At 42.9% G+C, this 13,065-nt stretch carries 11 protein-coding genes; 6 read left to right on the top strand and 5 right to left on the bottom strand.

Annotated features, from left to right (window positions below; translation table 11 throughout):
- Window positions 1-17: 17 nt before the first annotated feature.
- Complete coding sequence (locus ACP5L5_RS07950; RefSeq protein ID WP_428762883.1) at window positions 18-839, bottom strand: hypothetical protein; 822 nt, start codon at window positions 837-839, stop codon at window positions 18-20.
- A 77-nt stretch (window positions 840-916) separates the two neighbouring features.
- The gene (locus tag ACP5L5_RS07945; RefSeq protein ID WP_428762882.1) at window positions 917-1,420 is read right to left on the bottom strand and encodes a 3-isopropylmalate dehydratase small subunit; all 504 of its coding nucleotides are present in this window, start codon (window positions 1,418-1,420) and stop codon (window positions 917-919) included.
- A gap of 173 nt (window positions 1,421-1,593) precedes the next feature.
- Here ACP5L5_RS07945 and cimA point away from each other — a divergent pair, with 173 nt between their 5' ends.
- From cimA to asd, 3 genes are all read left to right on the top strand, one after another.
- Window positions 1,594-3,153 (top strand): citramalate synthase, encoded by a 1,560-nt coding sequence (gene cimA / locus ACP5L5_RS07940; RefSeq protein ID WP_428762946.1) that lies wholly within the window; start codon window positions 1,594-1,596, stop codon window positions 3,151-3,153.
- Window positions 3,154-3,326: 173 nt separating this feature from the next.
- Window positions 3,327-4,406, top strand: coding sequence for an aspartate kinase (locus ACP5L5_RS07935; protein WP_428762880.1), 1,080 nt, complete (start codon window positions 3,327-3,329; stop codon window positions 4,404-4,406).
- Complete coding sequence (asd, locus tag ACP5L5_RS07930) at window positions 4,394-5,413, top strand: aspartate-semialdehyde dehydrogenase (protein WP_428762879.1); 1,020 nt, start codon at window positions 4,394-4,396, stop codon at window positions 5,411-5,413. The genes ACP5L5_RS07935 and asd overlap by 13 nt, the downstream gene beginning before the upstream one ends.
- 33 nt (window positions 5,414-5,446) lie before the next feature.
- Here the strand turns inward: asd and ACP5L5_RS07925 are convergent, their stop codons facing one another.
- Genes ACP5L5_RS07925 through ACP5L5_RS07915 form a run of 3 tightly spaced genes read right to left on the bottom strand, consistent with a single transcriptional unit; the run spans window position 5,447 to window position 8,485 of the window.
- Window positions 5,447-6,433 carry a homoserine dehydrogenase gene (locus ACP5L5_RS07925; protein ID WP_428762877.1) on the bottom strand — a complete coding sequence of 329 codons (987 nt, stop codon included), beginning with the start codon at window positions 6,431-6,433 and terminating at the stop codon, window positions 5,447-5,449.
- A gap of 10 nt (window positions 6,434-6,443) precedes the next feature.
- On the bottom strand, window positions 6,444-7,823 hold the full coding sequence (locus tag ACP5L5_RS07920; RefSeq protein ID WP_428762875.1) for an aldehyde dehydrogenase family protein: 1,380 nt from the start codon (window positions 7,821-7,823) through the stop codon (window positions 6,444-6,446).
- Window positions 7,824-7,828: 5 nt separating this feature from the next.
- Window positions 7,829-8,485, bottom strand: coding sequence for a cyclase family protein (locus ACP5L5_RS07915; protein WP_273302431.1), 657 nt, complete (start codon window positions 8,483-8,485; stop codon window positions 7,829-7,831).
- A gap of 87 nt (window positions 8,486-8,572) precedes the next feature.
- On the opposite strand from ACP5L5_RS07915, the gene ACP5L5_RS07910 reads away from it, so the two are divergent.
- The 3 genes from ACP5L5_RS07910 (at window position 8,573) to ACP5L5_RS07900 (ending at window position 12,856) form a co-directional block, all read left to right on the top strand.
- A complete protein-coding gene (locus ACP5L5_RS07910; protein WP_428762873.1) occupies window positions 8,573-10,162 on the top strand; it encodes an APC family permease in 1,590 nt (529 codons plus the stop codon).
- Window positions 10,163-10,304: 142 nt separating this feature from the next.
- Complete coding sequence (gene thrC / locus ACP5L5_RS07905) at window positions 10,305-11,528, top strand: threonine synthase (RefSeq protein WP_428762871.1); 1,224 nt, start codon at window positions 10,305-10,307, stop codon at window positions 11,526-11,528.
- A 122-nt stretch (window positions 11,529-11,650) separates the two neighbouring features.
- Complete coding sequence (locus ACP5L5_RS07900) at window positions 11,651-12,856, top strand: MFS transporter (RefSeq protein ID WP_428762870.1); 1,206 nt, start codon at window positions 11,651-11,653, stop codon at window positions 12,854-12,856.
- Window positions 12,857-13,065: the final 209 nt, after the last annotated feature.

Raw genomic sequence — 13,065 nt, 5'->3', positions numbered from 1 at the left:
TGTGAGAAGGAAAGGATCTAGTTGGGACCTATTACGAACCTATCCTCACCTGCTTCATAATCCTCCTCGCCCTTATACTCAATAGATTCCTCCAACTCCTTATCCTCATCAATAACATGTAATTTCCTACCACCTAACGACTTCTTGACATTATTAATTATGAGCTTCCATAGGGACTTGGGTGCATTAACATGTATATTTAGTTCAATTACCTGCTCATTACCATAATCAACCTCTAATTCACCTTCAATATGTATTGCCCATTTTGCGTTGCTCAAGTTCATTACGTAATTAGCCTTACCAAAGGACTCAGTACCACCTAGGAGCGTTATACTTTCTACCTCAATATTACCGTTGGTTAACAAGGCCTCATTATCACCAAATCCACCGCTTTCCAACATAGCCGTACTTAGGTAAAGATTAATCACATCAGCTTCAGATTGACTAATAATGTCCCTGGTATACTTCAACGCATTCCTAAGCGAGCACTTACATGCATTTGGAGGCGGTACGTACTTCTCAATTATGCTCTGCGGTGCTGAGAATCTGATCAACCTGTACTTATTGCCATTATTGCGTATGAAGTCTATGATGTAATGACTCAGTTCTTCTAAACAATTAATCGGGGCATATATATCTATGCGTGCCTCGCCATCTAACTTCAAATTATCTTTACCATTGTATGTCAATTCACGACTCTCATAAGTCCTGGCATTGTACTCCAAGGCATCACCCTTCTCTTCAAGGTCAATATTGATGATACTGATGTGCCTCTCGCTTATCCATGCCAGTAATTTATGCCATAAGTCCTTAGCACAAATGATGTTATTCACACTCATAGTTAAACACTTGCTTATTTGCCTAATTAAGATTTTTAGTAACTCCAGTTGTGCAGAGACCTCATTGAAAGTTTTACCTATAAGTTGAAGCGCGACTTAACATACTCAAGTAAACCGCCACTAATTAGTATTTCAAGTGCCATCCCAGTTATTGGCTTGGCCCTCAGAACCTTTTGGCCATTATTCACAACGACCTCACCAGTACTAACGTTTACCTTCACGAAATCGCCCTCGTTAACCTCCTTACTTACATTAGGAACCACTAGGACTGGTAATCCATTATTTATGGCATTTCTATAGAATATCCTGGCAAAGGACTCTGCAAGCACGGCCCTAACGCCAGCCGCCTTTAACGCGATTGCTGCTTGCTCACGGCTTGAACCCATACCAAAGGCCCTCCCAGCCACTAAAACCACACCCCTACTGGCATTCTCGTAGAAGTGTGGGTCAAGAGGCTCCATGGCGTGCTTAGCCAATGTGGCTGGATCCGTATATACCAAGTACCTGGCTGGTATTATTACGTCAGTGTCTATATTATCACCAACCTTAATCACCGGGCCCTCTATGACTAATGAGGACATGCTGAGTTTTAGAACCTCCATAAATTTATAATTATTACCCTATTTACTAGTTATTCAATTCATATAGTGACTATGATTGTTCCCAGGTCAATATATTTATGATAAATATAGCTGGGTAATGCTTAAATAAGCAATATAATTATGTCATAATGGTATGGGTGGTCTAGAAATCAATAGAGGTTCTCGATACAACACTCCGTGATGGAAGTCAAGGAACCGGAATATCCTTCACACTAAATGACAAGATCAGAATCGCGATGCTTCTTGATGAGTTAGGTGTGGATTACATAGAGGGTGGTTGGCCTGGCTCAAACCCTAAGGATGCCGAGTTCTTCAAAGCCATTAAAAATTACTCCCTAAATCATGCCAAGATTGCTGCCTTTGGGATGACTAAGAGGAAGGGGGTCAGTGCCAAGGATGATACTAACTTACTAGCCATACTAAATACCGATGTTAGTGTTGCAGTTGTTGTCGGTAAGACCTGGATACTTCACGTTAGGGAGGTCCTTAGGGTTAGCCCTGAGGATAACATGGACATGGTTTATGATAGCGTTGAATACCTCAAGAATCACGGACTAAAGGTTGTATTCGATGCAGAGCACTTCTATCAGGGATTTAGGGAGGACCCTGACTATGCGCTTAGGGTTGTTAAGACGGCTGAGGAGGCGGGTGCTGATGTTATTGTTCTTGCGGATACTAACGGGGCTATGCTTCCCATGGATGTTTATGAAATAACGTCTAAGGTGGTCGAGAGAATCAAGGTGAGGATTGGGGTTCATATGCATAATGACTCGGGTTGTGCTGTGGCTAATACGTTAATGGGCGTCTTGGCAGGGGCTAGGCATGTGCAGGGTACTATAAATGGTATTGGAGAGAGGACTGGAAATGCCGACCTAATTCAGGTACTTCCTAATCTCATACTTAAGATGGGGTTTAGGGCTTTGAAGGGTGTGGAGAGTCTTAGGAGGTTGAAGGAGATATCGCACTTTGTCTATGAGGCAGCAGGTCTTCAACCAAATCCATACCAGCCCTATGTCGGTGACTATGCATTCTCTCATAAGGCTGGGCTTCATGTTGATGGGGTTTCAAAAATAACCAAGGCCTATGAACACATAGATCCGGAGCTCGTGGGTAATACCAGGAGGTTCGTAGTTTCAGAGCTGTCAGGTACGTCAAACCTCCTTATTTACCTTAAGGATTTGGGAATTAGTGTCGGTAAGGACGACCCAAGACTTAGGAGGGCCCTGGAGAAAATAAAGGCTATGGAGAATGAGGGTTATAGCTTCGACCTCGCACCAGCATCTGCCATACTCGTAGTACTAAGAGAACTAGGTCTTGCTAAGGACTTCCTGAGTGTTGATTATTGGAAGGTCTTTGGCGAGCACAATCTTAATGTTGCCGTGGTTAAGGTTAACGGCGAACTCAGCGTGGCTGAAGGCGTTGGTCCTGTCCATGCGGTCGACCTGGCCATAAGGAATGTTGCCTCGAGGATATACCCAGAACTGAATAGTGTTAGGTTGACTGATTACCGCGTCGTACTTCCAGGTGAGGTTAAGAGTACGGAGAGTGTTGTTCGTGTTCTAATGGAGTTCACTGATGGGAGGAGGGTGTGGAAAACAATGGGTGTCTCCACAAGCATAATTGCCGCAAGCGTAAAGGCTTTATTGGATGGCCTTAATTATATCCTCATTATTAATAATAATGAAATTGGTAAGAACATTAATAATAAATAGTTAAATTAGGGATTTATGGATTTAATATATTATTATTGTTATTTATAACATGAACGTAAATATATATCCATTTGATTAAGGTAAATTTTAAATAGGTGTTATGTACGTGCCTATATAGGTGGTGAGATGGAAATGGAAACCAAGTACTAGAACGGGATGCCCCTGTCTCTAAGGTGGGTGGTTCATTACTGACTAGAAAATCTGTCCTTAACACAATAAGTAGAGTCATTGAGAGGGATTTTCACGGTAATAAGCTTATTCTTGTGGTTTCCGCCATGAAGGGCGTTACAGACATGCTAATTAGGGCGCTTGATGAGCGTAATCCACAATTAATAGATAAGGCTGTCCAAGTATATATTGATGAGGCTATTGACCTGGGGCTTGATAGGCTCGCTAAGTTCCTGGGGTTCATTGGTGAGGATTTACGTAGGTTCGTTAGTGTGGGTGAACCGTGGATTAGAGATCACGTGATTATTCATGGTGAATTACTATCAACACTATTAGTGAGCGAGGTATTAAGTGGGATAATGGGCATTAATGCTAAGGCTGTCTACGAGCCTGGCATAGTGACGAATCAGGAATGGGGTAATGCCTCAGTAATTGATGAATTAAGCCTTAAAAATGTTCGTGAGAAGTACATGAGACTTCTCGGTAAGTATGACATTATAGTTACCCCTGGTTTCCTCGGTGTATCTATGGATGGTAGATACACATCACTGGGTAGGGGCGGTAGTGACTATACAGCGTCATTAATCGCCAGTTACCTAAATGCCTCAAGGTTGACGTTCTATACGGACAGCGGTGGTGTGCTAAGCGGTGATCCTAAGATAGTCGAGGATCCAATACTCATTAAGGAAATTAGTTATGAGGAGGCCCATGCGGCATCCAAGGTTGGTGCAAAGAAGTTCCATCCAAAGACCTTCGAACCACTTATGAAGAGTAGGGTCCTCGCGTTAATAACAAGTCCCCAACTTGACTCTGGCACGTACATTACGAATAACTGTATTAGGGTACCTAAGGTCGTGAGCGTTGGTAAAATTAACCAAGGCCTGTATAGGGTTTCTATTGTTGGTTGTGGCATATCACTGAATAATGAGGTTATAAAGGATTTAAGTGAGGTTGTATCTCCGTATGGTATAGATGGCATTGTCAATGATGACGTACATGTAATATCTATGCTTGTAAATGATGGTGACAGCGCAATAGATCTCACCAGGGATGTGCATAGGTGGGTGAGAAAATGGATAGGGTAAGAGTTTCCATACTCGGTTCTACGGGCCTTGTTGGGCAATGGATGGTTAAGTTATTGGCTAATCACCCATTCATAGAGGTTGTCAAGCTATCGGCATCCCCAGGTAAGGTTGGTCGTAAATATGGGGAGGTTGTTCATTGGTTCCTGCCGGGCGATGTCCCCGAATACGCCAGAGACCTTGTGCTGGTGTCTACGGATCCATCGGACCACAGGGATGTGGATGTTGTCCTGTCGGCGCTACCCAACGATGTCGCCAACGCTGTTGAGAGTAGATTGCTTGCGTCGGGCCTTAACGTGATTTCTAACGCATCGCCGGAGAGGATAAATCCTAGGGTGCCTTTGATAAACCCTGAGGTTAATTGGAACCACCTAACGGTGCTTAGGGAGGTTAAGGGTAATTGGCTTGTGAAGAACCCCAATTGTACGGCGGCCATAATATCAATGCCACTAAAGCCCATTAATGAATTGATTAGGGAGCTCCACATAGTCACCCTTCAGTCAGTCTCCGGTGCAGGTTACCTGGGCATCTCGTACCTCGCCATTGATGGTAATGTAATACCGTTCATAAAGGGTGAGGAGGAGAAGATAGATGCCGAGATTAATAAGATGCTTGGGAGCCAATACGTAGATCACTACGTGCCCTGGAGTAAGAACGTGTATGTTACGACGACGAGGGTTCCCGTTAAGTACGGCCACATGGCAGTGATACACGCAGTACTTAATGATAGTATCGACCAGAAACAAATAATTGAGAGGCTGAGAGGCTTTAGGTCATTCCAGCAGGAGCAGGAGTTGCCGACGGCGCCTCGGGAGCCCATAAAGGTTCTCGATAGGGTGGATGCACCGCAGCCAATGAGGGATTTAGACCCTATGGCTGTCAGTGTTGGTAGGGTTCTTGTCAGAAACAATGTACTTAGAATGATTGCCTTAGGGGATAATCTGGTCCGCGGTGCTGCAGGCATTACAATACTCACCCTTGAAACGATGAAGGTACTAAAGATACTATAATAATATAAAATTTTCAAGGAATTATATCAGGAATTAACCTGATCTTGCGGAATTAATTATGTCCACTAAATCCGTAAGTACAGCTTGTGCAGTCTCAAACCTACCAGCCCCAGGCCCAATAATGAGCAATTCACCCAAAGTATCCAACTTAAGTCTCAATGCGTTGAGATTACGCGATACGTGAGCAAGGACGTCACTCTTATCAAGTGGTGTGGGCTTTACATAGGCCTTATCCCTGTCAGCATAGGCTATTAGCTTAACCACCTTATCGCCATACTTTCTAATGTCAATGTCCCTAATACCTTCAACCTCCACATTCTCAAACGCATGCCTCCAACCAATAACCCTAGAAAGAATGACAACCTTAAGCGCAGCGTCAATACCGTCGATGTCCAGGGATGGGTCGGCCTCAGCATAACCCAATTGCTGGGCGAGCTTGAGGGCTTCGTTGAATGATAAGCCCTCCTCATACATCTTACTTAGTATGAAGTTCGTGGTTCCATTCAAGATGCCCATGAAGTACTCGACGTGGGCGCCAGGTAATAGTTTAAGTATGTTGAAGGATGGTGTGCCTGCCATGACAGTGCCCTTAAACCTAACCAACCTATTATACCTCCTACTTAATTCCATTAATTCATCGTAGTGAAAGGCTATCGGACCCTTATTGGTGGTAATTACATGCTTACCACTCCTAATAGCCGTTGATAAATATGTAAAGGCTGGCTCACCCCTAGTCTTAACACTTACCCAGGTGAATTCACCCATTATATCAGCGTTGCTCTCCTCAATAATCCTAGGAATATCATCAGACATTATTTTCTCGCCAATAGCCTTACCAGCCCTAATGTCCTCAATAATATTAGGCCTTGGATCCTTAATGTGTCCATACTTTAAATCTACTATTTCTGATATTGAAACATTGCTTAAGCCAAGCTCATCCTTAACCCTATGGAATAATTCAAAGAAGCCCTGACCAACAACACCAAACCCTACTATAAGAACCCTTATGGGCTTATTCATCAACATCACCTCATGGGTTAAAGTTGTAAATTACTAGTTTAATCTCTGTCATTTCCTCTATAGCAAACCTAATGCCCTCTCTACCTAAACCACTATATTTATAGCCGCCAAACGGCATAAAATCAACCCTGAAATCAGATGTATCATTTATCAAAACCCCACCGAACTGCAATTCATCTATGAAACGCTTCGCCACCTTTATATTATTTGTAAATATCCCGGCTTGTAAACCGTAGGGCGTTGAGTTAGCTAGGTTAATTGTCTCGTCAATATCCCTTACTTTAAATAGAAGCATTACTGGGCCAAAGACCTCCTTAATGGCTATTCTAGACTTTAGGCTAACATTCTCTAATATCGTTGGATAGTATATATTTCGAACCCTCTTATGTCCGATCAATAGATTCGCACCATCCCTAATTGCCTCCTCAACCCACTCCTCAACCCTCTTAGCCTCGGCCTCTGTTATCATTGGACCTACATCGGTTGATTCATCAAGCGGATCACCAACCTTCAGATTTTGGGTTAATTTTACAAGTTTTTCCTTAACCTCATCATAAATCTTCTCATGTATTAGTATACGTTGTGCATGTATACAATTCTGTCCTTGAGACTCAAAACCGGCATCAACTATTAGTGGTACTGCCTTATCAATATCGGCATCCTCCCAAACTATTACAGGGGAATTATTGCCTAACTCCATAGCGTACTTCTTAATACCATGGGACCTAACTATTTGATCAGCAGCCTCAGTACCACCGGTGAAGGTTACCATCTTAATGGTATCACTATCAAGAATTCTATTAATCACAGGGCCTCCTCCTGACGTTATAACCACTTGAAGAGCCTCTGATGGTAAACCAGCATTTATGAGCTCCTCACTAAGTTTAATTGCGGATAATGGCGTTAACGTTGCTGGTTTTAATATTACCGAGTTTCCTGCAGCTATGGCCGGACCGAGTTTATGGGCTACTAAATTTAAGGGGTCATTAAATGGCGTTATTGCTAAGACAACACCTATTGGTTCTCTAATGTAGTAAGCGAATTTATTAACGCCCCTGGGTTCTGCGTCAAATGGTATGACCTCACCATATATCCTCTTAGCCTCCTCAGCCGAGAATTTCATCGTTACTGACGCTCTATATGCCTCTCGCCTAGCATACTTCAGAGGCTTACCGGCCTCTTGAGCTATTGTTCTAGCATAATCCTCCTGCTTAGCCCTTAATTTACTCGAGACCTCCTCCAGTATTTCAGCCCTTTTATACGTAGGCATGTTTTTCATGATACGAAATCCCTTAACCGCAGTACTCAAAATATCATCAACCTTATTCACAGGTGCTTCCTCAAGAGTAGCTATTGGCTCCCATGTATATTTATTGAACACTTGTATCATGACCCTCACCCCTCTTCAATTGCTATGACCCTTGCCATGGCTCCGCTGGCGCCCTGTAGTTTTATGGGTAGTGCTACGATGAGGTATTTCTTACCTTCAACCAGTTGATCTAGATTGCTTAAATCCTCGATTATGTATATGCCATTTGAGAGCAATAGCTTATGAACTGCAAAATCTGTATGGTTATACGGTTCAATACCCAGCGTATCTATACCGATGGTTTTAACCTTATGCTCAACCACAAACTTACCAGCGTCAAAGGATAGACCTGGAAAGTCGTAGAGGAATTCCTTGGTGAATGCTCTCTTCTTCCACCAACCAGTCTCGATCAATATTATACTACCATCATACTCGGATCTCCACACCTTAGCCAAATCCGAGGCGGTTATCTCAGTTCCACTAAACTTCGGCCTAACTACATAACCATAACCAACAAGCTTTCCTAAATCAAGCTGATCAACCGTTATATTTGATTCAAGCATGTGGTACGGCGAATCAACATGCGTTCCAGTATGTGTAGCTGTCTGCATAAACTCAGCATTATAACCATCCCTAGATAATATACCCACAGGCTTAATATCAGGCAGTGGGTTAGTCGGCCAAACAGGCATATAGGTCCTAATAGATACCGATAGGTCATATATCCCTTTGATAGAGACCATCATCCTCTATGTTTCATTTCACTATTTAAGTTTTATTAGTTTCTCTGAGATAATTTTTAAAAATAGTAACATTTTATAAATAGATCAATGGGGGTAGAAAATACAGGCAGAGAATCTAACCTTAGAAAAGAACTAGGAGTTTGGTCGTTAACATTCTTGGCTATTGGTGCAATATTAGGACCAGCTGTGGCATACGTACCCGCCTACGTATTAGCCTATAGTGGGCCTTCGGGACTTCTATCGTGGCTTTCAGCCTTTATAATGCTCTTTATAACGGCATTAGTCTTCGTAGAACTTGGAACAATGTGGCCTAAAGCCGGTGCCGTGGCTTATTACCCATATCGTAGCAATGGAGCGCTTGCTGGCGTGTTAAACGGATGGCCAGCCTTCATAGGATATTCCCTAATAATGCCAGCAAGCCTAACGGCTGTGGTTGAATACTTAAGTTTCTACTTCCCATCATTATATGCTAACGGAGTTCTAACATACTTAGGTGTTATTGTGGCCATAATACTAGGCGTCATAGTCTTCATAATACATATGTATCACATAGGAATTCTAGGTAACATAAATAATGCATTAACATTGTTCAAAGCACTCTCCTTCCTAATACCATTAATAGCATTATTAGCCTATTTCAACCCAATAAATCTTAACAATCCTAAAATAGGTGGTTTTGCGCCCTTTGGTGCACCTGGCTTCTTTGCCGCAACAACAGCTACCGTGTTTGCATATCTAGGCTTTAGGCAGCCTGTGAATTACGCTGAGGAGGTTAAGAATCCCAGCAAAGATATACCCCTAGCCATAATGTTAGCTTTAATTATAACAATGATTTATTATATGATTGAGAGCTTAGCATTCCTAGGCGTAGTAGATAGAGGTATTGTAACAAGTGCTAGTTCATGGTCCTCTATAACAAACCTAGCATACCCGTATGTTACAGCTATACAAGTCACCAAGATGCCAGCAGCCAACGCCTTCATAGCAATTATCATCATAGCAGCTCTCGTAGCAGCATATACAGATGCGTTGATTTATTATGGTAGTGCTGCAAGGATTGGTTATGCTTTAGCTAAGTATGATAGAATGTTACCACAATTATTTACTAAATTGAATAGGCAAGGTATGCCGTTTTACTCAAATATATTAGTCTTCATAGTTGGTCTAATATACCTTGCATTATTCCCATCATTCGCTTCAGTATTCCTATTATTCACCGATGCCGTATTAATATCCTACGCACCAGCAGCGGTCAGCCTACTTGTCTTTAGAAAAGTATACCCAAATGAACATAGACCATTCAGAATGCCGATGGCAAGCATATTAGCTCCCATAGCATTCATAGTTAGTACATTATTAATATATTGGAGTGGTTGGCAAGCTGTCGAGATTTCCGTAATATCAGCCCTGGTGGGTCTATTTCTACTCTACTTCTATAACAAGTACGTAGGTGGTATTAAGAAGGAAGAAATATATGGAGGCTTATGGCTCCTAATATACCTACTAGCCTTAATGGCAGTGGCATACTTCGGAAGCACAAACCTAAACGTAATACCTTCGCCATGGGATACAGTTGTAGTTGTTGTGCTATCAATAATATTCTTCTATTGGGGCTACTACTCAGGCGTTAGGTATAATATGGCTTTATTAAAAACTACCAAGGAAACTAAGCAATAAATAGCCTTAATATGATTATATAAATTTAAAATAATACTACCATCTCTATCTTTCGATACTTTCCATATTCTTTAAAAATAATGGTAATATTTAAATAGTCTAAATTGTATAAAGATCGGGGGATAGAATTGGAAACCCAGACATGCGATTAAAACCGTTGAGTAAATACATCCTTAAATGCCCAAGGTGCGGTTATGAAGTTGAGCCTAGCCCATACATAATGAGATGTCCGAGATGTGGTGAATTACTTGATGCATCGATTATTGCTGAGAAAATTAGGATTAAGTGGGGTGAGTTACGTGGTAGGGGTGTTTGGAGGTATAGGGATTTACTCCCTGAGCTCAACGGCGTAATCACCATGAGTGAGGGGTCAACGCCACTAATTAGGCTTAGGGCTTATCCCAATGCCTATGTTAAGTTTGAGGGCGCCAACCCAACTGGGTCCTTTAAGGATAGGGGTATGACTGTCGGTGTTTCATTAGCCTCATCATTGGGTGTTAGGGGTATCATAGTTGCATCCACTGGTAATACCGCAGCCTCAGCCGCGGCTTACTCCGCAAGGGCCGGTATTGAGTGCATGGTTGTCCTGCCAAAGGGTGGTGTTGCTAAGGGCAAACTCGGCCAAGCATTACTACATGGCGCAAGGATTGTGGAGGTGCCTGGAACATTTGATAATGCGTTAGAGTATGTCCTAAGCACTGTTCTGGAAAGTGGTAGTGCGGGTAATGCCAGTTATTATCCGCTTAATTCTATAAATCAGTGGAGGTTGGAGGGTCAGAAGACGATTGCTTATGAAATTGTTGAGGAGGTCGGTGTGCCTGACTACGTGTTTGTCCCTGTGGGTAATGGCGGGAATATTTATGCTATTTGGAAGGGGTTTAGGGAATTGATGGAGCTCAATATAATAGACAAAATGCCAAAAATGATTGGTGTGCAAGCCTCAGGGGCCGCACCATTGGTCAAGTATTGGAGAGGCTTAGGTGAGGCTAGGGTTGATAAGCCAAGTACTGTGGCGTCCGCCATAAGGATTGGTAAGCCAATTAATTGGTATAGGGCCTATAGGGCTGTTAAGTACAGTAATGGCTTCTTTATCGATGCTTCTGACGATGAGATATTAATGACACAGAGAGTGCTTGGTAGGGAGGGGGTTGGTGTTGAACCGGCTAGTGCGGCATCGTTGGCTGGTTATATGAAGGCTTTAAGGGAGGGTGTGATCGATCCTAGTGATAATGTTGTTTTAATAGCCACAGGACATGCACTTAAGGATCCAGATGCGTTATTGAGGGATAGTGTTCACACGGTCAGTATATCATCAATTGACGAGCTCAAAGCACTAATCATGGGTAGATCAATCATTGATGTTTAGTGGTGTCTATTTATTATCAATAATAATTAGGTAAAATTTAAATAACCTATAAAGTACGTAATTTCGGCGATTATGTCCCTGGAACACAGGTAAGGAACAACTGGCGCAATGTCGTTGGTTCAATGCTAGGTTGGGGAATGGATGCCTATGACTTTGTTGCCTATGCCTTCGTTGCACCAATAATAGCTCCTCTATTCTTCGGTCAACTAGGTCATTTAGGCTCAATACTGGCTACGTTGGCCACCTTCAGCGTATCACTGGCTGTTAGGCCCCTTGGTGGTGTCTTCTTTGGTAACCTGGCTGATAAGTTGGGTAGACGTGGCGTTCTTTATATAACGATGCTTGGCGCAGGCCTTTCAAGTTTTCTAATGGGCTTCCTACCGACCTATGCTCAGGCCGGTATATTAGCGATAATACTACTAGTGATTCTAAGGTTTGTTGTTGGTTTCTTCCTTGGTGGTGAGTACTCATCGAGCGGTGTTATGGCTGTTGAAAGCGTTGCTAAGAGGAGGGGTTTGGCCAGTGGTATTATGCAGGCAGGCTTTGACCTCGGTATATTCGGCGTCACCTTCACCTACACCTTAGTCGCCACTTACCTGCCGCAGAGCGCCTTGAGTACTATTGGTTGGAGGATCGTGTTTTGGAGCGGTATTGTCACTACAATAATTGGTTGGCTATTTAGGAGGAGGTTCCTAACAGAATCCTTTGAATGGAAGAAGGCAGAGAAGGTTAGTGCTCCCTACAGGGTTTTATTCACGAGGTACTGGCTACCCGTAATAATGATCCTACTAGCTACCATGGGCTTCCTCTATGAGTACTACGTAATGCTTGAACTATCACCCTTCGTACTACAAACCGTACTTAACTACCCAGCTGCATTGGCAGGCCTAATACTGACTGTGCTCTCAGCAAGCGATGCGGTGGGTAGTGTCTTTGGTGGTGTACTTGTTGATTGGTTAAGGAGCTCTAGGAATGCGTTGCTCGTTACTGCATTAATAATTCTAGCCCTAATATACCCGACGATGTACGGTGTGCTCATGGCAGGTAATGGTTGGTTGGTACTGCTTTGGGACTTCATAGCAGTACTACCTGTTGGCGTTATGCAGGTCTACATTAGGGACTTATTACCACCAAGTGTTAGGTCAACGGGCGCTGGTCTCGCCTACAACGGTGGTACGTGGTTAGCAGCCTGGGCTGCCATAATAACAACAACGATGGCTGGCGCGTCCACAGAGGTTATGCCTTGGTTAAATGCCATAGTTATTAATACCGTGGTTGGCGGTGTACTGATAGTATTGAGCTACTTATTTTCTAGATTAGTTCGGTAATAATAAGGCTGGGTAACTTTCACTATTTTTAAAATTATCAATATCTCTATCTCTCTTGTTTTATTTCCATGATAATTTCCTAGTTAGACCGGGTATAGTGGTGCTTGTTCGAGAGCCGTTGTCTCATCGAAGCCCAGCGCCACGTTCATAGCCTGTACAGCTTGGCCACTTGCCCCCTTCATTAAATTATCAATTGCAGCCAACACTAC

Origin of the sequence: Vulcanisaeta sp. (genome assembly GCF_049966235.1) — an archaeon.
Lineage (GTDB): Archaea > Thermoproteota > Thermoprotei > Thermoproteales > Thermocladiaceae > Vulcanisaeta > Vulcanisaeta moutnovskia.
The sequence above is the reverse complement of the archived record's forward strand: the minus strand, read 5'-3'. Positions and strand labels throughout refer to the sequence as shown.